Source organism: Mesorhizobium intechi, from assembly GCF_002879535.1.
Classification (GTDB): Bacteria; Pseudomonadota; Alphaproteobacteria; order Rhizobiales; family Rhizobiaceae; genus Mesorhizobium; species Mesorhizobium intechi.
The window spans coordinates 1-25,947 of record NZ_PNOT02000278.1 but is presented as its reverse complement, the minus strand read 5'-3'; the positions used below and the strand labels follow the sequence as shown (position 1 = coordinate 25,947).

General features: G+C 63.0%; 26 protein-coding genes. 20 read left to right on the top strand and 6 right to left on the bottom strand.

What is annotated here, in order from left to right; genetic code table 11:
- The 8 genes from C1D09_RS24465 to trmB all read left to right on the top strand — a co-directional run.
- On the top strand, positions 1–711 hold a 711-nt coding region (locus tag C1D09_RS24465), incomplete at its 5' end, for a PhoH family protein (protein WP_143976671.1).
- Between the two features lie 20 nt (positions 712–731).
- On the top strand, positions 732–1,232 hold the full coding sequence (gene ybeY / locus C1D09_RS24460; RefSeq protein ID WP_143976670.1) for an rRNA maturation RNase YbeY: 501 nt from the start codon (positions 732–734) through the stop codon (positions 1,230–1,232).
- Between the two features lie 27 nt (positions 1,233–1,259).
- Entirely contained in the window at positions 1,260–2,336 is a 1,077-nt protein-coding gene (locus C1D09_RS24455) for a hemolysin family protein (RefSeq protein ID WP_143976669.1), read from the top strand.
- 14 nt (positions 2,337–2,350) lie between these two features.
- The gene (locus C1D09_RS24450; protein ID WP_143976668.1) at positions 2,351–2,821 is read left to right on the top strand and encodes a VOC family protein; all 471 of its coding nucleotides are present in this window, start codon (positions 2,351–2,353) and stop codon (positions 2,819–2,821) included.
- An 87-nt stretch (positions 2,822–2,908) separates the two neighbouring features.
- A complete protein-coding gene (lnt, locus tag C1D09_RS24445; RefSeq protein ID WP_143976667.1) occupies positions 2,909–4,501 on the top strand; it encodes an apolipoprotein N-acyltransferase in 1,593 nt (530 codons plus the stop codon).
- A gap of 138 nt (positions 4,502–4,639) precedes the next feature.
- Positions 4,640–5,059, top strand: coding sequence for a helix-turn-helix domain-containing protein (locus C1D09_RS24440; protein WP_143976666.1), 420 nt, complete (start codon positions 4,640–4,642; stop codon positions 5,057–5,059).
- A 168-nt stretch (positions 5,060–5,227) separates the two neighbouring features.
- A complete protein-coding gene (gene metK / locus C1D09_RS24435; protein WP_010913316.1) occupies positions 5,228–6,493 on the top strand; it encodes a methionine adenosyltransferase in 1,266 nt (421 codons plus the stop codon).
- A gap of 26 nt (positions 6,494–6,519) precedes the next feature.
- Positions 6,520–7,221: a tRNA (guanine(46)-N(7))-methyltransferase TrmB gene (gene trmB, locus C1D09_RS24430; protein ID WP_143976665.1), complete on the top strand. Its 702-nt coding sequence runs from the start codon at positions 6,520–6,522 to the stop codon at positions 7,219–7,221.
- A 21-nt stretch (positions 7,222–7,242) separates the two neighbouring features.
- Here trmB and C1D09_RS24425 read toward each other — a convergent pair whose 3' ends face one another.
- Positions 7,243–7,407, bottom strand: coding sequence for a hypothetical protein (locus C1D09_RS24425; protein ID WP_143976664.1), 165 nt, complete (start codon positions 7,405–7,407; stop codon positions 7,243–7,245).
- A gap of 286 nt (positions 7,408–7,693) precedes the next feature.
- Between C1D09_RS24425 and rimP the strand changes: the two genes are divergently transcribed.
- The 10 genes from rimP to C1D09_RS24375 all read left to right on the top strand — a co-directional run bounded on the left by rimP (position 7,694) and on the right by C1D09_RS24375 (position 20,138).
- A complete protein-coding gene (gene rimP / locus C1D09_RS24420) occupies positions 7,694–8,341 on the top strand; it encodes a ribosome maturation factor RimP (protein WP_010913319.1) in 648 nt (215 codons plus the stop codon).
- Between the two features lie 49 nt (positions 8,342–8,390).
- The gene (gene nusA / locus C1D09_RS24415; RefSeq protein ID WP_143976663.1) at positions 8,391–9,986 is read left to right on the top strand and encodes a transcription termination factor NusA; all 1,596 of its coding nucleotides are present in this window, start codon (positions 8,391–8,393) and stop codon (positions 9,984–9,986) included.
- Between the two features lie 38 nt (positions 9,987–10,024).
- A complete protein-coding gene (locus C1D09_RS24410; RefSeq protein ID WP_143976672.1) occupies positions 10,025–10,675 on the top strand; it encodes an RNA-binding protein in 651 nt (216 codons plus the stop codon).
- On the top strand, positions 10,672–13,254 hold the full coding sequence (gene infB / locus C1D09_RS24405; protein ID WP_143976662.1) for a translation initiation factor IF-2: 2,583 nt from the start codon (positions 10,672–10,674) through the stop codon (positions 13,252–13,254). The genes C1D09_RS24410 and infB overlap by 4 nt, the downstream gene beginning before the upstream one ends.
- A 160-nt stretch (positions 13,255–13,414) precedes the next feature.
- Entirely contained in the window at positions 13,415–13,855 is a 441-nt protein-coding gene (gene rbfA / locus C1D09_RS24400; RefSeq protein ID WP_143976661.1) for a 30S ribosome-binding factor RbfA, read from the top strand.
- A complete protein-coding gene (truB, locus tag C1D09_RS24395) occupies positions 13,855–14,832 on the top strand; it encodes a tRNA pseudouridine(55) synthase TruB (RefSeq protein WP_143976660.1) in 978 nt (325 codons plus the stop codon). Before rbfA ends, truB begins: the two co-directional genes overlap by 1 nt.
- Positions 14,833–14,876: 44 nt before the next feature.
- Entirely contained in the window at positions 14,877–15,971 is a 1,095-nt protein-coding gene (gene corA, locus C1D09_RS24390) for a magnesium/cobalt transporter CorA (protein ID WP_143976659.1), read from the top strand.
- Between the two features lie 183 nt (positions 15,972–16,154).
- Complete coding sequence (rpsO, locus tag C1D09_RS24385) at positions 16,155–16,424, top strand: 30S ribosomal protein S15 (protein WP_006337962.1); 270 nt, start codon at positions 16,155–16,157, stop codon at positions 16,422–16,424.
- A gap of 407 nt (positions 16,425–16,831) precedes the next feature.
- Positions 16,832–18,979: a polyribonucleotide nucleotidyltransferase gene (gene pnp, locus C1D09_RS24380; RefSeq protein WP_143976658.1), complete on the top strand. Its 2,148-nt coding sequence runs from the start codon at positions 16,832–16,834 to the stop codon at positions 18,977–18,979.
- Positions 18,980–19,127: 148 nt separating this feature from the next.
- Positions 19,128–20,138, top strand: coding sequence for a class I SAM-dependent methyltransferase (locus tag C1D09_RS24375; protein WP_143976657.1), 1,011 nt, complete (start codon positions 19,128–19,130; stop codon positions 20,136–20,138).
- A gap of 5 nt (positions 20,139–20,143) precedes the next feature.
- Here C1D09_RS24375 and C1D09_RS24370 read toward each other — a convergent pair whose 3' ends face one another.
- The 4 genes from C1D09_RS24370 to fabA form a co-directional block, all read right to left on the bottom strand.
- On the bottom strand, positions 20,144–21,688 hold the full coding sequence (locus C1D09_RS24370; protein ID WP_143976656.1) for a putative bifunctional diguanylate cyclase/phosphodiesterase: 1,545 nt from the start codon (positions 21,686–21,688) through the stop codon (positions 20,144–20,146).
- A 166-nt stretch (positions 21,689–21,854) separates the two neighbouring features.
- Entirely contained in the window at positions 21,855–22,658 is an 804-nt protein-coding gene (gene fabI, locus C1D09_RS24365) for an enoyl-ACP reductase FabI (RefSeq protein ID WP_143976655.1), read from the bottom strand.
- 30 nt (positions 22,659–22,688) lie between these two features.
- On the bottom strand, positions 22,689–23,909 hold the full coding sequence (gene fabB / locus C1D09_RS24360; RefSeq protein ID WP_143976654.1) for a beta-ketoacyl-ACP synthase I: 1,221 nt from the start codon (positions 23,907–23,909) through the stop codon (positions 22,689–22,691).
- A 49-nt stretch (positions 23,910–23,958) separates the two neighbouring features.
- Positions 23,959–24,474 (bottom strand): 3-hydroxyacyl-[acyl-carrier-protein] dehydratase FabA, encoded by a 516-nt coding sequence (fabA, locus tag C1D09_RS24355; RefSeq protein ID WP_143976653.1) that lies wholly within the window; start codon positions 24,472–24,474, stop codon positions 23,959–23,961.
- 242 nt (positions 24,475–24,716) lie between these two features.
- Between fabA and irrA the strand changes: the two genes are divergently transcribed.
- Together irrA and C1D09_RS24345 are read left to right on the top strand one after the other, a co-directional pair.
- On the top strand, positions 24,717–25,148 hold the full coding sequence (irrA, locus tag C1D09_RS24350) for an iron response transcriptional regulator IrrA (RefSeq protein ID WP_143976652.1): 432 nt from the start codon (positions 24,717–24,719) through the stop codon (positions 25,146–25,148).
- Positions 25,145–25,612 carry a DUF4260 domain-containing protein gene (locus tag C1D09_RS24345; protein ID WP_167514731.1) on the top strand — a complete coding sequence of 156 codons (468 nt, stop codon included), beginning with the start codon at positions 25,145–25,147 and terminating at the stop codon, positions 25,610–25,612. The genes irrA and C1D09_RS24345 overlap by 4 nt, the downstream gene beginning before the upstream one ends.
- On the opposite strand, the gene C1D09_RS24340 is transcribed toward C1D09_RS24345, so the two are convergent.
- A partial coding sequence (locus C1D09_RS24340) for an SH3 domain-containing protein (RefSeq protein WP_246135862.1) occupies positions 25,602–25,947 on the bottom strand: 346 nt, incomplete at its 5' end. The genes C1D09_RS24345 and C1D09_RS24340 overlap by 11 nt on opposite strands.

The following is a 25,947-nucleotide window of genomic DNA, read 5'->3' as shown; positions in this document are numbered from 1 at the left end:
ACGCTGGAGCGCAAGGGCAAGGTCTCCGCCGCCCAGATCGCCACCCGCAAGAAGACCATCTATGCCCGTTCGCTGAACCAGGACGCCTATATGCGGGCACTGGAGCGGTCGGAACTGGTATTCGGCATCGGCCCTGCCGGTACCGGCAAGACCTATCTGGCGGTGGCGCATGCGGCGATGCTGCTCGAGCGGGGCATGGTCGAGCGCATCATTCTGTCGCGGCCGGCCGTCGAGGCCGGCGAACGGCTGGGCTTCCTGCCGGGCGACATGAAGGAAAAGGTCGATCCCTATCTGCGGCCGCTCTATGACGCGCTCTACGACATGATGCCGGCCGACAAGGTCGAGCGCGCCATTGCCGCCGAAGTCATCGAAATCGCGCCGCTCGCCTTCATGCGCGGCCGTACGCTGGCGCATGCCGCGGTCATTCTCGACGAGGCGCAGAACACCACGCCGATGCAGATGAAGATGTTCCTGACCCGCCTCGGCGAGAATTCGCGCATGATCGTCACTGGCGATCCCACCCAGATCGACCTTCCCCCGAGCACCAAATCGGGCCTAGTCGAAGCCTTGCGTGTCCTCGATGGCGTGGCCGGCGCGGTCACCGTGCGTTTCAATGATATCGACGTCGTTCGCCATCCGCTGGTGGCGGAAATCGTCAGGGCCTATGACCGCGACGCCAAGCTGGCGCGAGGCCTCGGCGCCGAGAATTGATTTTTTGACGATGCGGCTTCATGCCTGAGGACAATTCATCCGGCGACGGGGAGCCTCCCGTCGACATCGATATATCGGTCGAAGCGGGTGATTGGCCCGATGAGGCAAGCCTGACACGGCTGGTCGATCGTGCGGTTGGCGCTGTTTTCGCCGAGACCGGCGTGACGGGCCGTTCCGAACTCAGCGTCGTTTTTTCCGACGACACCCATATACGTACGCTCAATGCCGAATGGCGGGGTAAGGACAAACCCACCAACGTCTTGTCTTTCCCGGCGTTTCCGTTTGTACAAGGCGGCCCGCTGCCGCCGATGCTGGGCGATATCGTGCTCGCCGCCGAGACGGTTTCTCGCGAGGCGGCACTGGACGACAAGCCAGTCCAGAACCATATCACCCATCTCGTCATCCATGGCCTGCTGCATTTGCTTGGCCATGACCACGAGACCGACGCCGAGGCCGAGGAGATGGAGGCCATCGAACGCGCAGCGCTCGCAAAGCTTGCCATTCCCGATCCCTACGCGTAACTACATCTGACAATTGACCGGACGACGATGAACGACAAACCAGAGACTGCCGCCCGCCCAGACGCCGGCAGTGCGCCCAACGCTTCCGATACGTCGGAAGAAGGATCAAGTCCGAGTACCGATACCGGCAGTGCAGCCAGCGAGCCTTCGCCTGCCGGACCCTCTCTGTTCGACCGTGTATTGGGTCTTTTCAGGCAACGCAACGGCACCAGCCTGCGCGAGGAAATCGCCGGCGCTCTGGCCGAGACGGCGAGCGATGCCGGCGCCTTCTCGCCCGGCGAGCGCGCCATGCTCAACAATATCCTGCGGCTGCGCGAAGTGCGCGTCGAGGATGTCATGGTGCCGCGCGCCGATATCGAGGCGGTCGAGATCACCACGACGCTCGGCGATCTCCTGGGCACGTTCGAACAATCCGGCCATTCCCGCATGCCGGTCTATTCCGAGACGCTCGACGACCCGCGAGGCATGGTCCATATCCGCGACGTACTGGCCCACATCACCAAGCTCGCGCGCGTCAAGAAGGGCCGCACGACCAGGAAGACGCCGGTCGCCACCCAGCTGGATCTCGCTCAGGTCGACCTTGCGCGCACCATCGGCGAGCTCAATCTGATCCGCCAGGTCCTTTTCGTGCCGCCCTCGATGCTTGCTTCCGACCTTATGGGCCGCATGCAGACGACGCGCACGCAGATGGCGCTGGTCATCGACGAGTATGGCGGCACGGACGGGCTTGTCTCGCTCGAGGACATTGTCGAAATGGTCGTCGGCGACATCGAGGACGAGCATGACGACGACGAACCGATGATCACCCAGGCCGGTGACGGTGTCTTCATCGTCGATGGCAAGGCCGAGATCGACGAGGTTGCCAAAATGATCGGCGGGGATTTCGCCGCCGGAGAACATGGCGAGTACGTAGACACGATCGGCGGCATGATCTTCAACACGCTTGGCCGCGTGCCGGCGCGCGGCGAGGTGGTGCAGGCCATTCCGGGCTTCGAGTTCCATGTCCTCGATGCCGATCCGCGCCGCGTCAAGCGCGTGCGCATCGTGCAAAGCCAGAAGGGCGAGCGCCGTCGCCGTGCCACGGCCCGCACCGAACAGGCCTGAGCCTCCGTTCGCCAATGACGATCGATGACCCGTTCAAACATTCAAGTCTGGGGTCCGGTGTCTTCTACAGGGATCCGCGCGCCGCGCTGACGTGGCTCGAAGCGGCCTTCGGCTTCGAGCGCAGCATGGTGGTGAGCGATGCCGACGAAAACCTGGTCCATGCCGAGATGCGGTTCGGCGACTGCTATATCATCGTCGATTCCGAATGGAGCGACTACGTCGCGAGCCCGGCTTCGGTCGGGGGCAAGAACACACAGTCGGTCTATGTCAGGCTGAAGGGTGGCCTGGACGTGCATTGCGAGCAGGCGCGGGCGGCCGGCGCTCACATAATCCAGGAACCGACGGACCAGTTTTATGGCGAACGCCAATATCGGGCCCGCGATCCCGAGGGCCATGTCTGGACCTTCACCCAGCCCATCCGTTGCGTTTCCCGCGAAGAGGCCGGGCGATTGAGCGGTTTGCGCATCGACGGCTGGCACCGGTAAAGCATGTCGCCCAAAAGACGTCGGTTTGGAGTGCGGGCCGCGGCCTGATAAATCTTGCATCCTGATTCGCGCGACTCGGAAGTATGCATGGAGCGCCTGGCCGGCCGGATAATTCTGCTTTGGGGTTGGCGGCGTGCGCTCGTGGCCTTTCTTGCCGGGGCGCTGGCGGTGCTCGGCCAAGCGCCCTATGATTTCTTCGCCGCTTGCTTCATCTCGTTTCCGCTGCTGGTCTGGCTGCTCGACGGTGCGACCGGCGAAGCTTCAGGCAGCCTTTTCAGACGCTTGCGGCCGGCCTTCGCCGTCGGCTGGTGGTTCGGCTTCGGCTATTTCCTCGCGGGTCTCTGGTGGATCGGCTCGGCGTTGCTGGTCGAGGCCGACGACTTCGCCTGGGCACTTCCCTTCGCCGTGGTCGGCATTCCCTTCGCACTCGCCTTCTTCTACGGCTTCGCGACGATGGTCGCCCGGCTTCTGTGGAGCAGCGATATCGGCCGCATCGCCGCGCTTGCCTTCGGCTTCGGGCTGATGGAGTGGCTGCGCGGCTTCCTGTTCACCGGTTTCCCCTGGAATGCCATAGGCTACGCGGCAATGCCGGTGCCGCTCCTCATGCAGAGCGTGTCGGTAACGGGCATGATCGGCATGAACGCGCTTGCCGTGTTTCTCTTTTCATTACCGGCGCTGCTGGCGGCACGCCGGCATCTGCGCCTGGGCGCGGCGCTATTCGTCCTGGTTGCAGCAGCCCATGTCGGTTTCGGCTATGTCAGGCTTGCCGCTCCGGAAAAACCGGCCGAGCGCAGCCTCGACGTCCGCATTGTCCAGCCGGCGGTCGACCTCAGTGAAAAATGGAATGCCTCGGTGCGCGACCGCATCTTCGCCACCTTGCTCGGCCTGTCCGCCAAGGCGCCGGATCCCGGTCACGGCAAGCCACAACTCATCCTTTGGCCGGAAACCTCGGTGCCGTTCCTCTTCACCGAGCGCCCCGACGCGTTGACGGCGCTGGGCGACATGCTGGCCGATGGCCAGATGCTGATCGCCGGCGTCGTTCGCGAGGAAGGCGGCTCGGCGGCCAGCACCGACAGCCGCTATTACAATTCCGTGGTGGCGATCAACGACAGGGGCGAAATCGTCGATGCCGTCGACAAGGTTCATCTGGTGCCGTTCGGCGAGTATCTGCCTTTCGCCGACCTGCTCAACCGTTTCGGCATCGCGCAGCTTGTCGCCGGACCGGTGACGTTCGCCGCCGGCAACGAGCGCCACGCCATCGCATTGCCGGGCGGCATCCGTGCCCTGCCTTTTATCTGTTACGAGGTGATATTTCCTGATCTCGTGGCGGTTGACGCTACGTCAGCGCAGCTTATTGTGAACGTTACCAATGATGCCTGGTTTGGGGACACACCGGGACCGTATCAGCATTTCAGGCAGGCCCAGATTCGCGCGGTGGAGAACGGATTGCCCTTGCTGCGTGCTGCCAACAACGGCATCTCGGCCGTCGTCGATCCACATGGACGCATCGTCGATGCACTGGCCATCGACGCGCGCGGAGCCATCGATGTGAAAGTGCCGATTGGCGGACAGACGGTCATTTCCTCGGGCCAGCGACGCATTAACGGAATGCTGATCATGTTGCTGTTTGCGCTGGGGGGAGCGCTGTTGAGCGTAAGGCAAAGGCTACGGGTGAATTGACAGTCGACACATTAGAAACTCATACTGTATCGCCTGAAAATTTCTCGAAGTCGGTGGATCGGTCTGTTGGGGCAGTCGCCTCCGGCTTTTTTTGGGCGGGAAAAAATCACAAAGCCGAAAAAATTCGGCGAGGAAAAAATGACAGAAGAAAACAAGAAGAAACCCAATCCCATAGACATTCACGTTGGAAGCCGCATCCGGCTTCGCCGCAACATGCTCGGAATGAGTCAGGAAAAGCTGGGCGAAAATCTCGGCATCACATTTCAACAGATCCAGAAATATGAAAAGGGCACCAACCGCGTCGGCGCCAGCCGGCTGCAGGCGATAGCCTCGATACTCGGCGTGCCCGTCGCCTTCTTCTTCGAGGATGCGCCGGGCCAGGAGGCGGCGGCCGGCCGCGGCTTTTCCGAGGACGCGTCGATGGCTTTCGCCGTCGAATTCTGCGGCAGTCCCGAGGGCCTTCAGCTCAACCGGGCCTTCGTCAAGATCGCCGATGTCAAGGTGCGCCGCAGGATCATCGACCTGGTGAAGTCGCTCGCCGCCGAAGATTCCGACTGACCCTCGATGCGCCTCGAACCGGCGGCATTCGCCGCCGGTGGCACAAGATATCGACATCGACAGTCGTGCCAGAATGGCTGCAACGCTTGACGAGCGACGCTCTGCCCCGCTAACACGTGGCGCGCCAAAATCGGCAGCCTGCCGATCGTTTTTCAAGAGGGGACACCCGTGACGCGGCAGAACTACTTCTTTACCTCGGAATCCGTTGCCGAGGGCCATCCCGATAAAGTCTGTGACCGGATCTCCGACGAGATTGTCGATCTGGTCTACCGTGAGGCCAAGAAGACCGGCATGGACCCATGGAAAGTCCGTGTCGCCTGCGAGACGCTCGCGACCACCAACCGCGTCGTCATCGCCGGCGAAGTGCGCGTCCCCGAGACGCTGCTGAAGAAGGACAAGGCCGGCAACATCCTCAAGGACGCCGCGGGCCACCCGGTGGTGAATCCGGCAAAATTCAAATCCGTCGCCCGCAAGGCGATCCGCGAGATCGGCTACGAGCAGGCCGGTTTCCACTGGAAGACGGCCAAGATCGAGGTTCTCCTGCACGGCCAGTCGCCCGATATCGGCCAGGGCGTCGACAACGCCGCCGACCGCCAGGGCGAGGAAGGTGCGGGCGATCAGGGCATCATGTTCGGCTATGCCTGCCGCGAGACGCCGGACCTGATGCCGGCGCCGATCTACTACAGCCACAAGATCCTTGAACTGCTGGCCGCCGCCCGCCACCAGAACAACGGCGAGGCGGGCAAGCTCGGCCCGGACGCCAAGAGCCAGGTCACCGTCCGCTACGTCGACGGCAAGGCCGCCGAGGCAACGCAGATCGTGCTCTCGACCCAGCATCTCGACGCGACGTGGGACTCCAAGAAGGTCCGCAAGGTCGTCGAACCCTACATCCGCGAGGCGCTTGGTGATCTCAAGATCGCCGACGATTGCATGTGGTACATCAACCCGACCGGCAAGTTCGTCATCGGCGGCCCGGACGGTGACGCCGGCCTCACCGGCCGCAAGATCATCGTCGACACTTATGGTGGCGCGGCACCGCATGGCGGCGGCGCCTTCTCGGGCAAGGACACGACCAAGGTCGACCGTTCGGCAGCCTATGCGGCGCGCTATCTCGCCAAGAATGTCGTGGCGGCGAAGCTTGCCGACCGCTGCACCATCCAGCTTTCCTACGCCATCGGCGTCGCCCAGCCTCTGTCGGTCTATGTCGACCTGCACGGCACCGGCAAGGTCGACGAGGCGAAGCTCGAGGATGCGCTGCGCACGGTGATGGACCTGTCGCCGTCGGGCATCCGCCGCCACCTCGACCTCAACAAGCCGATCTATGCCAAGACGTCGTCCTACGGCCATTTCGGCCGCAAGGCCGGCCGCGACGGATCTTTCTCCTGGGAAAAGACCGATCTCGCCAAGGCGCTCAAGGATGCTGTCGCGGCCTGAACGCCGCGACAGACCTGCGCCGCCAGATGAGCCCGCAAGACAGGCCAAGCCGTACGACCGAAGCCTTTTTCGGTCGTCGGCGCGGCAAGCCCGTCCGTCCGCAGCAGGCGGCGGCCATGGAAAGCGGGCTTGGCACCTACCGGCTCGATCTGACGGCCGATGCACCCTCGGATCTGCGCACTCTGTTTGAAACTGATGTTTCGGCCGTCCGGCTCGAGATCGGCTTTGGCGGAGGCGAACATCTTCTGCACCGCGCCATCGAGGCGCCGACAACAGGCTTCATCGGTGTCGAGCCCTTCGTCAACGGCATGGCCAAGATGATGATGGCGGTGCGGGCAAGGCCGCTGGCCAATTTGCGGGTTCATGACGATGACGCCACCCGGCTGCTCGACTGGCTGCCGCCTGGCTCGCTCGACGGCATCGATCTTCTCTATCCAGATCCATGGCCGAAGAAGAAGCACTGGAAGCGGCGTTTCGTCAGTCCGGTCAATCTCGAGCGTTTCGCGCGGGTGCTGAAGCCGGGCTCAAAATTCCGCTTCGCGTCCGATATCGACACCTATGTGAACTGGACCTTGTTGCATTGCCGGGCGCATGGCGCCTTCGCATGGCAGGCCGGTGAAGCAGCCGACTGGCACCGCCCCTATGAGGGCTGGCCGGGTACCCGCTATGAAGCGAAGGCCATCCGCGAGGGCCGGCGGCCTGCCTATCTGACCTTTGTCAGGACATAGGCGCGCGCCCTCGCCAGGTTTTCAGAAACGGCCGATTCTGTTGAATATGGCCGGATCCATGCCGAGCTTGCGCAAATCGTCGGCGCGAGGCTTGCGCCCGGCTTCCACTGCGCGCGACGCGGCAACGGCGCCGCCAAATGCGGTGAAGATGTCGCCCAACGCGGATAACAGTCTGCGATTGCTCATGATCTTTTCCTTTCGCGCGCCACCGCGCGCCCGTTCTGTTCGTTTCGTGGCTAATAGATAAGAGCGCGCCGCCGGCTCTCACAGGGGGACTGGCGCATGGTGGCCATGCGCCTGGAGCAATGCTGACGCAGTCAGCCCTTTTGCCGGTTCGGCACGGCGGGCTTGAAACACTGGCCATGTTCGTTTATATCAGCATCAAATTCTTGGTCGGTATGACGAAGAGTGGGTCCACCCGGTCCCGCTCTTTTTTATTACCTGCCGATAGGTTCGAAACGACAGGTACTTGATGACTGCAACGGCAAGCGAAGGTGACGACCGCATCATCCGCGAAAGCGGCATCGATGCGCGCATTGCGCTGATCGTCCAGCCGGTGCTGCGCGGCATCGGCTTTCGCCTCGTGCGGGTGCACCTGTCCGGCCAGAACGGGCTGACGCTGCAGATCATGGCTGAACGCGAGGACGGCACCATGACCGTCGAGGATTGCGAAGAGGTCAGCCGTGCGGTGTCACCGGCGCTCGATGTGGATGATCCGATAGAAAAGGCCTATCATCTCGAAGTCTCTTCGCCCGGCATTGACCGGCCGCTGGTGCGCAAATCCGATTTCGTCACCTGGACCGGTCATCTGGTGAAGATGGAGACATCGGTCATCGTCGCGGATCGCAAGCGCTTCAAGGGCAAGATCGCCGAGGCCGGTGAGAACGACGTGCTGATCGAGCGCGACAAGGCGGCCTATGGCGAGGAACCGACGGTGCGCGTGCCTTACGACGCCATTGCCGAAACCCGGCTGATCCTGACCGACGATCTCATTCGCGATGCGTTGTCGAAGGACAACAGGGCGCGCAAGGAAGCCAAGAAACGCCGCGGCGAACCGGATGACGACGTGCCCGAGGGTGCGGAAGCGGACGCCACGGAAGAACACGAACAGGAAAGTTGATTGAGCTGCCGGGCTCAAAAGTCCGGCAAACAGGCTCGGGAGAAAAGACATGGTTGTAAGCGCCAATAGACTTGAACTGCTGCAGATTGCCGACGCGGTCGCGCGTGAAAAGTCGATCGACAAGTCGATCGTCATCGCCGCCATGGCCGATGCGATCCAGAAGGCGGCGCGTTCGCGTTATGGCCAGGAGACCAACATCCGCGCCGACATCAACCCGAACACCGGCGAGATGAAGCTGCAGCGGCTGATGGAAGTGGTCGAAAAGGTCGACGACTACGCCACCCAGATCGCCATTTCCTCGGCTCGCGAGCGCAATCCCGACGCGCAGCTTGGCGACTTCATCGCCGAACAGCTGCCGCCGATGGATTTCGGCCGCATCGCCGCGCAGTCGGCCAAGCAGGTCATCGTGCAGAAAGTGCGCGAGGCCGAGCGCGACCGTCAGTACGACGAATACAAAGACCGCATCGGCGAGATCGTCAACGGCACCGTCAAGCGTGTCGAATATGGCAATGTCATCGTCGATCTCGGCCGTGGCGAGGCGATCATCCGTCGCGATGAGCTGATTCCGCGCGAAAACTACAAATATGGCGACCGCGTCCGTGCCTATGTCTACGACGTGCGTCGCGAGCAGCGCGGCCCGCAGATCTTCCTGTCGCGCACGCATCCGCAGTTCATGGCCAAGCTGTTCACCATGGAAGTGCCGGAGATCTATGACGGCATCATCGAGATCAAGTCGGTCGCCCGCGACCCGGGCTCGCGCGCCAAGATCGCCGTCATCTCGCGTGATAGCTCGATCGATCCGGTCGGCGCCTGTGTCGGTATGCGCGGCAGCCGCGTCCAGGCCGTCGTTGGCGAATTGCAGGGTGAGAAGATCGACATCATTCCGTGGTCGCCCTCGGCCGCCTCCTTCATCGTCAACGCGCTGCAGCCGGCGGAAGTCGCCAAGGTCGTGCTCGACGAGGATGCCGAGCGTATCGAAGTTGTGGTTCCTGACGATCAGCTGTCGCTGGCCATCGGCCGCCGCGGCCAGAACGTGCGTCTCGCCTCGCAGCTCACCGGCTGGGATATCGACATCCTGACCGAGGCCGAGGAATCCGAGCGCCGCCAGAAGGAGTTCGTCGAGCGCTCGGCACTGTTCATGGAAGCCCTCGATGTCGACGAGATGGTCGGCCAGGTGCTGGCCTCCGAAGGCTTCACCAGTGTCGAGGAAGTCGCCTATGTCGACTCCGGCGAAATCTCCTCCATCGACGGCTTCGACGACGACACCGCTTCCGAAATCCAGACCCGTGCCCGCGAGTATCTCGAGAAGATCGAGGCCGAGCATGACGAGAAACGCAAGGCGCTGGGCGTCAAGGACGAACTGCGCGAAATCCCCGGCATCACCACCGCCATGATGGTGACGCTCGGCGAGGATGGCGTGAAGACGATCGAGGATTTCGCCGGCTATGCCGCCGACGACCTGACCGGCTGGAAGGAACGCAAGGACGGCGAGACCAAGGTCTATCCGGGCGTGCTGGCCAATCACGGTGTTTCGCGCGCCGATGCCGAGCAGATGGTGCTCAACGCCCGTCTCAAGGCCGGCTGGATTTCCGAAGACGAGCTTGCGGCCGAAGAAGCATCGGCTGACGAAGCCGTTGGTGCGTGAGGTGAAACCGCATCGTACACAACCCGCCCTTGGACGAGATGAACGATCGCACCTGCATCGTTACCCGCAAGCAGGCCGAACCGGATGAACTGATCCGGTTCGTCGTCGGCCCGGATTCGGCCGTCGTTCCCGATCTCAAGAGAAATCTGCCCGGTCGCGGTTGCTGGGTGAGTGCCGACCGCCTACATGTCGAGAAGGCGGCGGCCAAGAATCTTTTTGCCCGCGCCTTCAAGGCACAGGTGGTTGTGCCGCCGAATCTTGGCGACATGGTCGATGGGCTGCTATCCAGATCCGCCCTGGGTATGTTGGGTCTCGCCCGCAAGGCAGGCGCAATTTCTCTTGGCGCCACCAAGGTTGAGAGTGCCGTGCGCGGCGGTCTGGCGCTTTTCGTGCTCCACGCGACCGAGGCATCGGACGATGGCGTACGCAAGATCAGCCAGGCGCGGCGGGCGACCGTCCATATTGGCGGCCCTTCCATCCTTGCCTACAAACTTTTCTCCGAGGCCGAGTTGAGCTTGGCATTGGGGGGTACAAATGTGATACATGCTGCCGTCCTCGCGGGAGACGCGGGTAAGGCGGTCCAGAAGCGCATGGTTGCGCTCGACCGGTATCGGGGCGGTACCCCGGACGATCTGGCAATGCTTGCGGCCGTTGCTGACGAAGATGAGGCCGCAGAGGATATGGAATGAGCGATACGAAATCGGGCGACGACAAGACGTTGAGTGTTACACCTAAGAAGACCTTGACGCTGAAGCGCCCCGGCATGGAACAGGGCACCGTGCGCCAGAACTTCTCGCACGGCCGTACCAAGTCGGTCGTGGTCGAGACCAAGAAGCGCAAATTCTCCCTGCCCGGCGACAAGCCGGAGCCGGCTGCCGCTGCCCCTGTGCCCGTCTTCACGCCGAAGCCGCCGGTCGCCGCGGCCCCCGTCGTGCAGGAAGCGCCGAAGGCTGCGCCTCCGCCGCCCCCGCCGGCTCCGGTCGAGCGCAGCGGCATGGTGCTGAACGAACTGTCGCGCAGCGAAATGGAAGCCCGCCGCAGGGCGCTGGAAGGGTCCAAGGTCCGCGAGGTCGAAGACCGTCAGCGCGCCGCCGAGGAAGCCAAGCGCCGGGCCGAGGACGAAGAGCGCCGCAAGCGCGAGCGCGAGGAATCCGCACGCCGCCAGGCCGAGGAAGAGGCGCGCTTGCAGGCCGAGGCCGAATCGCGCCGCCGCGCCGAGGAAGAAGCCCGCCGCCGCGCGCCGCTGGCCGCGGAACTGGCAACGGCGGACGAAGAGGAAGAGGTCAAGCCGAAGCGTGCCGGCGCCGGCGCGCCGGTGCGTCGCCTGGTCACGCCCGAAGTGGCGCGTCCGGCCAAGCCGACCAAGGGCGAGGAAGATCGTCGCCGTGGCAAGCTGACGCTGAATTCCGCGCTTTCCGATGAGGATGCGCGGGCCCGTTCGCTGTCGTCGATGCGTCGCCGCCAGGAGAAGTTCAAGCGCGCGATGCACAATGAGCCGCGCGAGAAAGTCATGCGCGAAGTGATCCTGCCCGAGACCATCACCATCCAGGAACTGGCGCAGCGCATGTCCGAACGTGCGGTCGACGTGGTCAAGTTCTTCATGAAGCAGGGCCAGATCCTGAAGCCGGGCGACGTCATCGACGCCGACACGGCCGAGCTGGTCGCCACCGAATTCGGCCACACGGTCCGCCGCGTCGCCGAATCCGACATCGAGGAAGGCCTGTTCAACATCGCCGACAACGCCGAGGATCTGGTGCCGCGTCCGCCGGTCGTGACCATCATGGGCCACGTCGACCACGGCAAGACCTCGCTGCTCGATGCCATCCGCAATGCCAATGTCGTCTCCGGCGAGGCCGGCGGTATCACACAGCATATCGGCGCCTATCAGGTCGAGAAGAACGGTCAGAAGATCACCTTCATCGACACGCCCGGCCACGCCGCCTTCACGGCAATGCGTGCTCGCGGCGCCCAGGCCACCGACATCGCTATCCTGGTGGTGGCGGCCGACGACAGCGTCATGCCGCAGACGATCGAATCGATCAGCCATGCCAAGGCGGCCGGCGTTCCGATCATCGTGGCCATCAACAAGATCGACAAGCATGACGCCGATCCGCAGAAGGTTCGCTCCGAACTGCTGCGCCATGAGGTCTTCGTCGAATCGATGGGCGGTGAAGTGCTTGACGTCGAAGTGTCGGCGACCAAGGGCACCAATCTCGACAAGCTGCTCGAGGCGATCCTGCTGCAGGCCGAAATCCTCGACCTGAAGGCCAATCCGGACCGTACCGCCGAAGGTGTCGTCATCGAAGCGCAGCTCGACAAGGGCCGTGGCCCCGTCGCCACCGTGCTGGTGCAGACCGGCACCTTGATGCCGGGCGACATCCTCGTCGCGGGCAACGAATGGGGCCGCGTACGCGCTCTGGTCAACGATCGCGGCGAGCAGATCAAGGAAGCGCCGCCGGCGATGCCGGTCGAGGTGCTCGGCCTTCAGGGCACGCCACAGGCTGGCGACCGCTTCGCCGTGGTCAACAACGAGGCCCGCGCCCGCGAGATCACCGAATATCGCCAGCGTCTGGCGCGCGAGAAGGCGGTGGCCAAGCATGCCGGGCAGCGCGGCTCGCTCGAACAGATGATGTCGCAGTTGCAGACGAGCGGGTTGAAGGAATTCCCGCTGGTCATCAAGGGCGACGTGCAAGGATCTATCGAGGCGATCAACGCCGCGTTGGACAAGCTCGGCACTGACGAGGTGCGTGCGCGCATCGTCCATGCCGGCGCCGGCGCCATTACGGAAAGCGACGTCTCGCTGGCGGAAACGTCTGGTGCGGCAATCATCGGCTTCAACGTCCGTGCCAACGTGCAGGCACGTGCCGCGGCAGCCGCCGCGGGCATCGAAGTCCGCTACTACTCGATCATCTACAACCTTGTGGATGATGTGAAGGCGGCTTTGTCGGGCCTGCTGTCGCCGGAGCGTCGCGAGACCTTCATCGGCAATGCCGAGATCCTCGAGATCTTCGACATTACCAAGGTCGGCAAGATCGCCGGCTGCCGTGTCACCGAAGGCAAGGTCGAGCGTGGCGCGGGCGTGCGCCTGATCCGCGACAACGTCGTCATCCACGAAGGCACGCTGAAGACGCTGAAGCGCTTCAAGGACGAGGTTTCGGAAGTCCCCGGCGGCCAGGAGTGCGGCATGGCCTTCCAGAACTACGAGGACATGCGCGTCGGCGACGTCATCGAGTGCTTCCGCGTCGAGATGGTGACCCGGACGCTCTGAGTTCGCGTGCCTTATCCATGCCAGGCGGTGGTCGAAAGACCGCCGCCTTGAGTTGATCATGATGCTTTTCGAAACCGAATTCGATTCGGGCCGATGCGTTGACATATGAGACATGCGGCACGGTCCCATCCCGTGCCTCACGCCTTCAGGATTGAGAAAAATGCCCCGTCCAACCTCATCCAGCCCGTCCCAGCGTATGCTGCGCGTTGCCGAACAGGTGCGCCACGCGCTCTCCGAAACCCTGCAGCGCGGCGAGATCATCGATCCGCTGATCGAAAACACCGTTGTGTCGGTCTCGGAAGTGCGCATGTCGCCCGACCTGAGGGTTGCCACCGCTTTCGTTTCGCCACTTGGCGCCAAGGACACCAATGCTGTTGTCGAGGCGTTGAACAAGCATGCGAAATTCGTCCGCGGCCGCGTCTCCGGCGCTCTGCGCCAGATGAAGTTCATGCCGGAGTTCCGCTTTAAGCTCGACACGTCCTTCGACAATTTCGCCAGGATCAACGATCTGCTGAAGTCACCCGAAGTTGCACGCGATCTCGATGCGGACGACGACAAGGCCAAAGACGACAGGGCCAAAGACGACAGGGAAAGCGAATAATGGGGCGCCGCGGCAAGAAGAAGGGCCGGCCGGTCTCCGGCTGGGTGGTGCTGGACAAGCCGGTGGGCATGGGCTCGACCGAGGCCGTGTCCAAGATCAAATGGCTGTTCCAGGCGGAAAAGGCCGGCCATGCCGGCACGCTCGATCCGCTGGCTTCCGGCATGCTGCCGATCGCGCTCGGTGAAGCCACCAAGACCGTTCCCTATGTGCAGGACGGCGCCAAGATCTACCGCTTCACCGTCGCCTGGGGGCAGGAGCGCTCCACCGATGATCTTGAAGGACCGGTGACGAAGAGTTCGGACCTCCGTCCGGCGGAGACCGAGGTCAAGGCGCTGCTGCCGAAATACACAGGCGTCATCATGCAGACGCCACCGCAATTCTCGGCCATCAAGATCGCGGGCGAACGCGCCTACGACCTCGCCCGCGAAGGCGAGACGGTCGACATCCCCGCGCGCGAGATCGAGATCGGCCGGCTCGACATCGTCGAACACCGTGCCGACCACACCGTTTTCGAAGTCGAATGCGGCAAGGGCACCTATGTGCGCTCGCTGGCCCGTGACATGGGCCGCGACCTCGGCTGCTTCGGCCATATCAGCGATTTGCGCCGGGTCGAGGTCGAGCCGTTCACGCCAGAGGATTTCGTCACCATCGCCGAGCTGGAAGGGGCCCGTTTCGGTGTACAAGGCGAGGACGAGCCGGAACCTGCCGCCGACGCTGATGCCATCGACGTGCCGGTGGACTTCAGTGCGATCGACGCGCTTCTGGTCGACACGTCGGCGGCTCTCGACTGGCTGCCGCAGGTCGCCATCAGCGACGATGCGGCGACCAAGATCCGCCTCGGCAATCCGGTCATCATTCGCGGCCGCGATGCGCCTGTCGAGGCGGAGGAAGCCTGCGCGACGGCTCGCGGCAAGCTGGTGGCCATCGGCGCGATCGAACAAGGCATGTTCAAGCCCAAGCGGGTCTTTGCCGGTTGACGGCTCTCGGCTAATTTCACATCGACTCTACGCTCGAGGGGCACATGGCAAAGGTCGAGGCGTTGAAGAAGCGGGCGCCTGTAAAGGTGAGGCGGCCGCCGGTAGGCGCTTCGCCGGGCACGCTGATCGCCGATCCGGCGGCGCGACGCTCCGAATTGCGGCTGACCTTGATCTCGCCGCAGAAATTCAAGACCATCGACAATGCCAGCATCGACGATGTCGAGGCCAATTGCCACAAATGGCCGGTGATCTGGCTCGACTGCACCGGTCTCGCCAACATCCAGCTGATCAAGGAGATCGGCCGCATCTTCAGCCTGCATCCGCTGGCGCTGGAGGATGTCGTCAATACCGGCCAGCGGCCCAAGGTCGACTTCTTCGAGGATCATGCCTTCGTCGTCGTGCGCATGATCGACGATGTCACCGCGCATCGCTACGAACAGATCGCCGTCTTCGTCGGCGAGAACTTCGTCGTCACTTTCCAGGAGCGCGAGGGCGATCCGTTCGACCCGGTGCGCAAGCGTATCGAGAGTTCGGCACCCAACCGGTTGCGCACGCGCGGCGCCGATTATCTGGCCTACGCGCTGATCGACGCCATCGTCGACAGCTATTTCCCGCCGATCGAGGCGGCCGGCGACCTGGTCGACGGCATCGAGGATGAGATGCTGCATTCGCCGCACAAGCATCAGATGCGGCAGCTGCACGAGTTGCGGCGCGACGCCAATGTGCTGAAGGGCGTGCTCTGGCCGATGCGCGATGCATTGGCGACGCTGATCCGCAACGACGTGCCCTATGTCAGAGCCGAGACCAAGGTCTTCCTCAATGACACGCTCGACCACTCGCTCAGGCTGATCGAACTGGTCGAGACCCAGCGCGATATGCTGACCGGGCTGATCGAGATGCATCTGTCGCTGAGCCAGGCGCGCACCAACGACGTCATCAGCTATCTCACCATCGTCTCGGTCATCTTCATGCCGCTCACCTTCCTGGTGGGCGTCTGGGGCATGAATTTCAATCCCGATACCTCGCCATGGAACATGCCGGAGCTGAGATCTTACTATGGTTATCCTGCGGCACTCGTCTTCATGCTGCTTGTCGCGGTCGGCTTGATTGCCTTCTTCAAATGGAAGAAATGGCTCTGACGGCGACAAAACTCGGCATTTGGGGCTGAAAAGCCGGCTTGGTGAATTGGGCTGGTGTTTTGCCGGGAATTGCACTATATGCGCCGCAGCATAGCGCCACGACGCTTTGCTTGCACCGGCCCCTGCTGGACGACATCCCGGCTGAGGGCGACCCGTTTCCTCAAACAGATAAGGAAAAACACGATGTCGATTACTGCCGAGCGCAAGAAGGAATTGATGGGTGAATTCGCGACCGCCAAGGGCGATACCGGGTCTCCGGAAGTCCAGGTGGCCATCCTTTCCGAGCGCATCAAGAACCTGACCGACCATTTCAAGGACCACAAGAAGGATAATCATTCCCGCCGTGGTCTCCTCGCTCTCGTGTCCCAGCGCCGCAGCCTGCTTGATTACCTCAAGCGCAAGGACGACGCGCGCTACCAGACACTGATCGAGAAGCTCGGTCTGCGCCGTTGACGAATTGACCGGCGGGCTCCCTCAAGGAGTCCGCCGGTCGCGCATTCGAGCACCGGACCAATCCGATCTCGAATGCGGGACTGGAGCGCCGCGCACCCATCCGGATGCCGGACGGACGCTCCGAAAAGTTGAATTGCGCATGACGCGTTCCGTAAGCCGTGGGCTTCGGGGTCATGCGCAGGCCAATCGATCGATTGGCCATATCCGGCTTGGAGCGCGCAGCGGGCCGCTCTAGGCCACCCATGGACGGTCATGGGGCAGGATTGCAGGACGCTCGTTTGGCCACCGTGCCGATAGAACCGAGCCTCCCGTTGTCTTGCCCGTGGCTGCCCGAGAAAGGAAGCCAGAGGAAAGGGTACCCGCGCACGCTGAAGCGGCGCGGCCCTTGCTCATACAAAGGACAAGACATGTTCAATCAGCACAAAGTGGAAATCGAATGGGGCGGTCGCCCGCTCATCCTCGAAACCGGCAAGATCGCCCGTCAGGCCGACGGGGCTGTGCTCGCCACCTACGGCGAGACCAAGGTTCTGGCGACCGTCGTTTCGATGAAGGAGCCCAAGCCCGGCCTCGATTTCTTTCCGCTGACCGTCAATTACCAGGAAAAGACCTATGCCGCCGGCAAGATCCCGGGCGGCTATTTCAAGCGGGAAGGCCGTCCGAGCGAAAAGGAAACGCTGGTTTCGCGCCTCATCGACCGCCCGATCCGTCCGCTCTTCGCCGACGGCTACAAGAACGACACGCAGATCGTCGTCACCGTCGTCCAGCATGACCTCGAGAACGATCCGGACATCCTGTCGATCGTCGCCACCTCGGCCGCTTTGACCCTGTCGGGCGTTCCCTTCATGGGCCCGGTCGGCGGCGCGCGCGTCGGCTACATCAACGGCGAATACGTCCTCAACCCGCACATCGACGAGATGCAGGAATCCAAGCTCGACCTCGTCGTCGCCGGCACCGCCGACGCCGTGCTGATGGTTGAGTCGGAAGCCAAGGAACTTGGCGAAGAGCTGATGCTCGGCGCTGTGATGTTCGGCCACAAGGGCTTCCAGCCTGTCATCGATGCCATCATCAAGCTCGCCGAAGTTGCCGCCAAGGAGCCACGCGACTTCACCGCGCCGGATTATTCGGCGCTCGAAGCCGAGATGTTGAAGATCGTCGGCGACGAGCTTCGCGAGGCTTACAAGATCACCGACAAGCAGCAGCGCTATGCCGCCGTCGACGCCGTCAAGGCGAAGGTCAAGGCAGCCTTTGCTCCGGCCGAAGGCGAAGAGCCCAAATACACCTCCGAGCAGATCGGCTCGGTGTTCAAGGAACTCCAGGCCAAGGTCGTGCGCTGGAACATCCTCGACACCGGCTCGCGCATCGATGGCCGCGACCTGAAGACGGTCCGCAAGATCGTTTCGGAAGTCGGCGTCCTGCCGCGTACTCACGGTTCGGCACTGTTCACCCGCGGCGAGACCCAGGCGCTGGTCGTTGCCACGCTCGGCACCGGCGAAGACGAGCAGTATGTCGATTCGCTGACCGGCATGTACAAGGAGAAGTTCCTCCTTCACTACAACTTCCCTCCCTATTCCGTCGGTGAGACCGGCCGCATGGGTTCGCCGGGCCGCCGCGAAATCGGCCACGGCAAGCTCGCCTGGCGCGCCATCCGTCCGATGCTGCCGAGCGCTGACCAGTTCCCCTACACGCTGCGCGTCGTCTCGGAGATCACCGAGTCCAACGGCTCGTCCTCGATGGCCACCGTCTGCGGCACCTCGCTGGCGCTGATGGATGCCGGTGTGCCGCTGGCCAAGCCGGTTGCCGGCATCGCCATGGGCCTGATCAAGGAAGGCGAACGCTTCGCCGTGCTCTCCGACATCCTGGGCGACGAGGATCACCTCGGCGACATGGACTTCAAGGTCGCCGGCACCGCCAGCGGCATCACCTCGCTGCAGATGGACATCAAGATCGAGGGCATCACCGAGGAGATCATGAAGATCGCGCTGGACCAGGCCAAGGACGGCCGCCAGCACATCCTCGGCGAAATGGCGCATGCCCTGACCGGCGCCCGCCCCGAACTCGGCGAATTCGCGCCGCGCATCGAGGTCATGCATATCCCGACCGACAAGATCCGCGACGTCATCGGTTCGGGCGGCAAGGTCATCCGCGAGATCGTCGAGAAGACCGGCGCCAAGATCAACATCGAGGACGACGGCACGGTGAAGATCGCTTCTTCGAACGCCAAGGAGATCGAGGCGGCGAAGAAGTGGATCCACACCATCGTTGCCGAGCCGGAAGTCGGCGAGATTTACGAAGGCACGGTCGTCAAGACCGCGGACTTCGGCGCCTTCGTCAACTTCTTCGGTCCTCGCGACGGCCTCGTCCACATCTCGCAACTCGCCAATGAGCGCGTCGCCAAGACCTCCGACGTGGTCAAGGAAGGCGATAAGGTCTGGGTCAAGCTGATGGGCTTCGACGAGCGCGGCAAGGTCCGCCTGTCGATGAAGGTCGTCGACCAGGCCACCGGCAAGGAAATCGCGCGCGACAAGAAGGCCGAAGGCGAAGAAGACGCCGCCTGAGCGATCTGACAGAAAAATCGAAGCGGGCGCGGCCTATGTCGCGCCCGTTTTCGTTTGGAGCGGTTCCAGGAGAAATGTGAAGCGGTTTTCCGGGGAAAATTGCCGAGCGTTTTCCCTGGGAATTGCGTAAGATTCTGGGAGCACCTCTATGCGCGCTGAAGCGTTGAAGACGCTTTTCCATCCCTTCGAGGTCGAGGCTCTCGCGCTGCCGCGAAAGGGCGAGCGTATCCTCTTCCTCGGCGCCGAGCCCGGCCTGCGCGTGCCGCCGGGTTTCGAGGCCACGCTGCATCTCGTGCAGGGCTCCCGGCCATATTTTCGCGCATTGCAGGCGGCCGGCTTTACCGTTGCGCCTCGAACCGAGGGGGACGGATTTGATGCCGCCTTGGTGCTCGCAGGCCGTCACCGCGGCCAGAACGAACTGCGTATCGCCGAGGCCTTCGAGCGCGTGGCGCCGGGCGGACTTGTCGTCGTTGCCGGCGGCAAGGACGACGGCATTGCCAGCCTGCGCAAGCGCGTCGACGAGCTCGTCCCGCTGGACGGCCATATGCCGAAATATCACGGCATCGCTTTCTGGCTGCGCCGCCCGGTGGATATGCAGGCCGCCGCCACTCTTCGCACCGCCAATCCCGCTTTGCTGATCGAGAAGCGGTTCCGCACCGCACCTGGCATGTTCTCCTTCGATCGCGTCGATGCGGGTTCGAAACTGCTGGTCGACAATTTGCCCGGTGACCTGCGCGGCAGTGCGGCTGATTTCTGCGCCGGCTGGGGTTATGTGGCGGCCGAGATGGCTGCCCGCTCGTCAGGCCTGTCGGGTCTCGATCTCTATGAGGCCGACTTCGATGCGCTGGAGGCGGCCAAGGGCAACCTGGCCAACACAGTGGCGCAAGGCTTCTTCTGGACGGATCTGCTCGCCGAGCCTGTCGATCGCCGCTATGACGTTATCGCCATGAACCCGCCCTTTCATCGCAGCCGTGCGGCGGAGCCGGAGATCGGCGCCGGCATGATCCGCGCGGCGGCCAAGGCGTTGAAGCCCGGTGGCAGGCTGTTCATGGTCGCCAACCGCCAGCTTCCCTACGAGCCCGTGCTGTCGGCCGCCTTTGCCAGCCACGCCGAGCTTGCCCGCGACGGCATGTTCAAGGTGTTTTCCGCTCGGCGTTGACTTGCTCAATGCAGGTTGGCGACGCGCCGGACCTCGTCGGTGGCGTGCTCTTCGCCAAGCCTGAACTTGAGTGGCGCCGGCCGGCCGAACAAATAGCCTTGCACCACCTCGCAGCCGGCGGCCCGCAACAGCGTCGCCTGGCTCTCGGTCTCCACGCCTTCGGCGATGATGCTGACGCCGAGAGCGCGCGAAAGCCCGACAATGGTCGAGACGACGGCGCCGGAGCTGGAATCGGTATCGATGCGGCTGACGAAGGAACGGTCGATCTTCAGCTTGCCGAATGAGAAGTCGATGAGGTAGCTGAGGTTCGAGTAGCCGGTGCCGAAATCGTCGACGGCAACGGAGATGCCCATTTCGGCAAGCTCTTTCAGGATGGCGGCCGCGCGGTCTCGGTCCTGCATCATCGCCGTCTCGGTGACTTCCAGCTCAAGCCGCGACGGCTTGATGCCGGTGTCCCGCATGGTGTCGCGCACGAGACCGACGAAGTCCTTGGTCATGAACTGAACCGGCGAGATGTTGACGGCGACGAAACAGTCGTCCGGCAAATGGCGGGCGTCGCTGCAAGCCTTGCGCAGAACCCATTCGCCGATCGGGTTGATCATCCCGGTTTCCTCGGCGATCTGGATGAACTCCATGGGCGGGATCATGCCGCGTTCGGGATGGTTCCAGCGGATCAGCGCCTCGTAGCCGATGATGCGGCCGGTCGGCAGGTCGAGCTGCGGCTGATAGTGCAGGTCGAAGTCTCCGCGCTCGAAAGCGGTGTGCAGTTCGGATTCGACCCATTGACGATAATCGGCGACGCGCCCCATCTCGCCGTTGAACACCGACCAGTTGCCGACCCCGCCGGCGCGCGCATTCTGCAGCGCCAGGTTGGAGCGGCGCAGGATAAGGACCGGATCGACGCCATCCTTGGGCATGGCCACGATACCCACCGACAGGCTCACCGACTGCTGATGGGTGCTCAGCTCATAGGGCTCCATCATCTCGTCGATGAGCCTTTCGACCATGCTTTCCATCGTTCCCTGGATCTGATGATCCGCAAGCAGCACCGCGAACTCGCCGGCGCCGATACGCCCGATCAGGGCGCGTGCCGGCACGCAGGTCTGCAGCCGCTTGGTGAAGGCCCGGATCAACTCGTCGCCCTGCGTATAGCCGATCGCGTCGTTGATCTGCTTGAACCGATCAATGTCGATGTCGATCAGGAACACCGGTTCTCCGGTCCGGCTTGTCGCGCATGCCGCCTCGGCGATCTTGCCGACCATCGCCGGGCGCGCCAACAGTCCGGTCAGCTTGTCGAAATGGGTTTCGTTGAAGACGAAATCCGCCGATTCATCGACGCCGGCGAAGAAGGACATGGCCGCCACCGACGCCGCCAGCGCGCAAAGCGCAGCCATGATCGCGACCATCATGTCCATCGATATGCCGGCAAACCCATCGCCGAGACCGTTCTTCAGGCCCCATATGCCGAGGACAAAACTGCCAATGCCCGAACTTGCTATCGTGAGCAGTCGGAACACCGGTGTTCGCTTCGGGTTGCTGACGGCAGTCATTCAAAGGTCCCCAGATTGCCGGACTCTATAGCGGAAATCCCCTTAAAATGAGTTTCCGCGAATGTATTCAATTTTACTGGAGAAGATTATTTTCTTTACTGGAAAGAGGGCCATTTCTCGAAAACGGTTGCCCAAAGCGTGGCGCGCCTTGATCCGTAAGGGCCAGTTAGCCATCCGTCTGCTTCAACTCGTCGAGCGTCGGCATCGAGACGATGTGATAGCCGGAATCGACATAGTGGATTTCGCCGGTGACGCCCGAGGCGAGATCGGACAGCAAATAAAGCGCGGAGCCGCCGACCTCGTCTATGGTCACCGTGCGGCGCAACGGCGAGTTGCGCTGCTGGTAGGAGAACATGTGACGGGCGTCCGAAATGCCGGCGCCGGCGAGCGTGCGCACCGGGCCCGCCGAGATGCCGTTCACCCGGATGCCGCGCGGACCGTAGTCGTTGGCAAGATAGCGCACGCTGGCTTCGAGGCCGGCCTTGGCGACGCCCATGACATTGTAGTTCGGCATCACGCGGACCGAACCGGCATAGGTCAGCGTGATCATCGAGCCGCCTTCGGTCATTAGTGCCGCGGCGTTGCGGGCCACTTCGGTGAAGGAGTAGCAGGAGATCACCATGGTGCGGACGAAATTGTCCCGACTGGTATCTGCGTAGAGGCCCTTCAATTCATTCTTGTCGGAAAAGCCGATGGCGTGGACGACGAAGTCCAGTCCGCCCCATTCCTTGCCGAGCGTGTCGAACGTGGCGGCGACCGAAGCGCTGTCCTCCACATCGCAGGGAACGACCAGCGCGGCGCCGAGCTTGTCGGCGAGCGGCTTGACCCGGCGGCCGAAGGCGTCGCCCTGGTAGGTGAAGGCGAGCTCCGCCCCATGTTCGGACAATTTCTTGGCGATGCCCCAAGCGATCGAATGATCGTTGGCGACACCCATGACAAGCCCGCGCTTGCCCTTCATCAATCCGTCCATGGCTGGCAATCCTTTTAGAAAAACGCTGGCCTATGCGGAATAGCGCTGGAACACGAGCGTTGCGTTGGTGCCACCGAAACCGAAGGAATTTGACAGGACGGTGTCGATCTTGGCGTTGTCGATGCGCTTGCGCACGATCGGCATGCCCTCGAATTCGGGGTCGAGGGTCTCGATATGGGCGCTTTCGCCGATGAAGCCGCCTTGCATCATGAGGATCGAATAGATCGACTCTTGAACGCCGGCCGCGCCCAGCGAATGGCCGGTCAGCGACTTCGTCGAGGTGATGAACGGCATCTTTTCGCCGAAGACCTCGCGGATGGCGCCCATTTCCTTGGAATCCCCCACCGGCGTCGAGGTGCCGTGGGTGTTGATGTAGTCTACGGGCGTGGACACCGTCGCCAGCGCCTGGCGCATGCAGCGGATCGCGCCTTCGCCGGAGGGTGCCACCATGTCGTAACCGTCCGAGGTCGCGCCGTAGCCGACGATCTCGGCGTAGATCTTGGCGCCCCGTGCCTTGGCATGCTCGAGCTCCTCCAGCACCAGCACGCCGGCGCCGCCGGCGATGACGAAGCCGTCGCGATTGACGTCATAGGCGCGGGAAGCGGCCGAGGCCCTGTCGTTGAACTTGGACGACATGGCGCCCATGGCGTCGAACAGGTCCGACATCGTCCAGTCGAGATCCTCGTGGCCGCCGGCAAAGACCATGTCCTGCTTGCCCCACTGGATCAGCTCGTAACCATTGCCGATGCAATGCGCCGAGGTCGAGCAGGCCGACGAGATCGAATAGTTGACGCCGTGGATCTTGAACCAGGTGGCCAACGTTGCCGAAGCGGTCGACGACATCGCCTTCGGCACCGCGAAGGGGCCGATGCGTTTGGGGCTGCCGTTCTTCAGCGTGGTTTCGGCCGCCTCGACGATGGTGCGGGTGGAGGGACCGCCCGAGCCCATGACGATGCCGGTGCGCTCATTGGTGATGTCGCTTTCGCCGAGGCCCGCATCGGCGATCGCCTGGTCCATGGCGACGTGGTTCCAGGCAGCACCCTGGCTCAGAAAGCGCATCGCGCGGCGATCGATCATGGCGGAGGGGTCTAGCGTCGGTGCGCCCCAGACCTGGCAGCGGAAGCCGTGCTCGGCAAAGGAATCGGAAAAGCTGATGCCGGATCTGGCGTCATGCAGCGAGGTCTGCACCTCGTTGGCATTGTTGCCGATCGACGACACGATGCCGAGGCCTGTGACTACGACACGTCTCATTCGCAACTCCTTCCAGGGATGCTGGCCAGTGGGTCGGCCAAGGGTGCGGTCAACCGACCGCCGACTGCTTGGACAGACCGACCTTCAGGTCCGTCGCCGCATATATGGGCTCGCCATCCGCCTTCATCCAGCCATCGGCGATGCCCAGCACCAGCCGGCCGCGCATGACACGCTTGAAATCCACGCCATACTCGACCTTCTTGACCGATGGCGTGACCATGCCCTTGAACTTGACCTCACCGGTCGACAGCGCCATTCCCTTGCCAGGTTCGCCGAGCCAGCCAAGGTAGAAGCCGGTCAACTGCCACAACGCGTCCAGGCCGAGGCATCCTGGCATGATCGGATTGCCGATGAAATGGCAGGCGAAGAACCACAGGTCCGGCTTGATGTCGAACTCCGCACGTATGAAGCCCTTGTCGAAGGCGCCGCCGGTCTCGCTGATCTCGGTGATACGGTCGAACATCAACATCGGCGGGTAGGGCAGCTGGGCATTGCCCTCTCCGAACAACTCGCCGCGGGCACAGGCCAGCAATTCTTCGTAGTCGTAGCTGGATTTACCCGCCATCAATCTCGTCCCCATATCGTCCGGGCGGTAGCGCGCCCTTGTCGTTGGTGTCCTAACACAATCTGTTTCAGGCCGGAAACCGGCGTTTGCGCTTAACCCGCCAGTCTGCCCGGGTCAATGCGCGCTATTGATCGCATTCGGACGACAGAATATATGTCAACAGGGGTCCGGTTTCGGCAGACATTCATTTTTTTGCCATTCTGGGCGTGTCTTGAAGCGGTACTGTTGGCTTGGAAGACCAGATGGACCGGGGCTGCCGGAAGGAAAATGTCACTGTGGACAAGCGGGTACGTGAAGCCGGCCTGAGGCCGACGCGGCAGCGCATTGCGCTGGCCGACCTGCTTTTCGCCAAGGGCGATCGCCATCTCTCGGCCGAGGAACTGCACGAGGAGGCGCTGGCCGCCGGCGTGCCGGTGTCGCTGGCCACGGTCTACAACGCGCTCCACCAGTTCACCCAGGCCGGGCTACTGCGCATCCTCGCCGTCGAGGGCGCCAAGACCTATTTCGACACCAACACCTCCGATCACCATCATTTCTATATCGAAGGCGAGAACCGGATTTTCGACATCGCCAACGGCCCGGTGAGGGTCACCAACCTGCCGGACCCGCCCGAGGGCATGGAAATCGCCAATGTCGACATCGTGGTGAGGCTGCGCCCCAAGCGCCAGGAATGACGGGCGAGTCCAGAACAATCGGTCGGGCCGGGAATAAGCTGTCAGGACAGAGCAATCCGTCAGGCCAGAATGATCTGTCCGGGACGAAGCCCCTCGACTTCATAATCCGGCTCGAATGGGCTGTCGTGGCAGCCGTCGCGATCGTCTTCTACGCTTGGTCAGGCGTTTCCTGGTGGCTCTTCGGGTTGCTCATCCTGGCGCCGGACCTGTCAATGTTAGGCTATCTCGGCGGGCCGCGCATCGGCGCCATTGCCTACAACACCTTGCACATCCTTATCGTGCCGGTGCTGCTGCTGCTCGTCGGGTACCTGTCCGGTCATGCGGTCGCGATCGCGGTTGCACTGATCTGGACCGCCCATATCGCTATCGACCGCGCACTGGGCTACGGCCTGAAGCGGTCAACCGGTTTTCAGGACACCCACCTCGGCCGCATCGGCCGCAAGCGGGACGAACTCAGTCCTTGACCCGTTCGCCGGGATAGGCGCCCCAGACCGCGGCCTGGGCCAGCCAGCCGGTGTGGCCGTCGAGCGTCATCTCGCACCACTGGCCGTCGCAGGACTTGATCGTGCCCATGACGCCCGGCTCGACGATCGCCACCACGCGGGCATCCTTGTCGGGACTTTTCAGAAGGTTGATCTGGGCGCCCTTGCCGCGCTGCCAGGGCGCGATGATCGCCGTGCGGCGGCCCGACAGCAGCGACTGGTTGATCCAGCCCTCCGAGCCATCGGCGTCGCGCACGCGGCGCCACGTGTCGAATTCCTGGACGACCTCCATGGGCAGGCCGGCCTTCATATACATC

What these genes read in the sequence shown, in the direction of transcription:
- ybeY (WP_143976670.1), top strand. Translation starts at nt 732, where the DNA reads ATGCCTGAGGACAATTCATCCGGCGACGGGGAGCCTCCCGTCGACATC.
- C1D09_RS24455 (WP_143976669.1), top strand. Translation starts at nt 1,260, where the DNA reads ATGAACGACAAACCAGAGACTGCCGCCCGCCCAGACGCCGGCAGTGCG.
- C1D09_RS24450 (WP_143976668.1), top strand. Translation starts at nt 2,351, where the DNA reads ATGACGATCGATGACCCGTTCAAACATTCAAGTCTGGGGTCCGGTGTC.
- lnt (WP_143976667.1), top strand. Translation starts at nt 2,909, where the DNA reads ATGGAGCGCCTGGCCGGCCGGATAATTCTGCTTTGGGGTTGGCGGCGT.
- C1D09_RS24440 (WP_143976666.1), top strand. Translation starts at nt 4,640, where the DNA reads ATGACAGAAGAAAACAAGAAGAAACCCAATCCCATAGACATTCACGTT.
- trmB (WP_143976665.1), top strand. Translation starts at nt 6,520, where the DNA reads ATGAGCCCGCAAGACAGGCCAAGCCGTACGACCGAAGCCTTTTTCGGT.
- C1D09_RS24425 (WP_143976664.1), bottom strand. Translation starts at nt 7,407, where the DNA reads ATGAGCAATCGCAGACTGTTATCCGCGTTGGGCGACATCTTCACCGCA.
- rimP (WP_010913319.1), top strand. Translation starts at nt 7,694, where the DNA reads ATGACTGCAACGGCAAGCGAAGGTGACGACCGCATCATCCGCGAAAGC.
- nusA (WP_143976663.1), top strand. Translation starts at nt 8,391, where the DNA reads ATGGTTGTAAGCGCCAATAGACTTGAACTGCTGCAGATTGCCGACGCG.
- C1D09_RS24410 (WP_143976672.1), top strand. Translation starts at nt 10,025, where the DNA reads ATGAACGATCGCACCTGCATCGTTACCCGCAAGCAGGCCGAACCGGAT.
- infB (WP_143976662.1), top strand. Translation starts at nt 10,672, where the DNA reads ATGAGCGATACGAAATCGGGCGACGACAAGACGTTGAGTGTTACACCT.
- rbfA (WP_143976661.1), top strand. Translation starts at nt 13,415, where the DNA reads ATGCCCCGTCCAACCTCATCCAGCCCGTCCCAGCGTATGCTGCGCGTT.
- truB (WP_143976660.1), top strand. Translation starts at nt 13,855, where the DNA reads ATGGGGCGCCGCGGCAAGAAGAAGGGCCGGCCGGTCTCCGGCTGGGTG.
- corA (WP_143976659.1), top strand. Translation starts at nt 14,877, where the DNA reads ATGGCAAAGGTCGAGGCGTTGAAGAAGCGGGCGCCTGTAAAGGTGAGG.
- rpsO (WP_006337962.1), top strand. Translation starts at nt 16,155, where the DNA reads ATGTCGATTACTGCCGAGCGCAAGAAGGAATTGATGGGTGAATTCGCG.
- pnp (WP_143976658.1), top strand. Translation starts at nt 16,832, where the DNA reads ATGTTCAATCAGCACAAAGTGGAAATCGAATGGGGCGGTCGCCCGCTC.
- C1D09_RS24375 (WP_143976657.1), top strand. Translation starts at nt 19,128, where the DNA reads ATGCGCGCTGAAGCGTTGAAGACGCTTTTCCATCCCTTCGAGGTCGAG.
- C1D09_RS24370 (WP_143976656.1), bottom strand. Translation starts at nt 21,688, where the DNA reads ATGACTGCCGTCAGCAACCCGAAGCGAACACCGGTGTTCCGACTGCTC.
- fabI (WP_143976655.1), bottom strand. Translation starts at nt 22,658, where the DNA reads ATGGACGGATTGATGAAGGGCAAGCGCGGGCTTGTCATGGGTGTCGCC.
- fabB (WP_143976654.1), bottom strand. Translation starts at nt 23,909, where the DNA reads ATGAGACGTGTCGTAGTCACAGGCCTCGGCATCGTGTCGTCGATCGGC.
- fabA (WP_143976653.1), bottom strand. Translation starts at nt 24,474, where the DNA reads ATGGCGGGTAAATCCAGCTACGACTACGAAGAATTGCTGGCCTGTGCC.
- irrA (WP_143976652.1), top strand. Translation starts at nt 24,717, where the DNA reads ATGGACCGGGGCTGCCGGAAGGAAAATGTCACTGTGGACAAGCGGGTA.
- C1D09_RS24345 (WP_167514731.1), top strand. Translation starts at nt 25,145, where the DNA reads ATGACGGGCGAGTCCAGAACAATCGGTCGGGCCGGGAATAAGCTGTCA.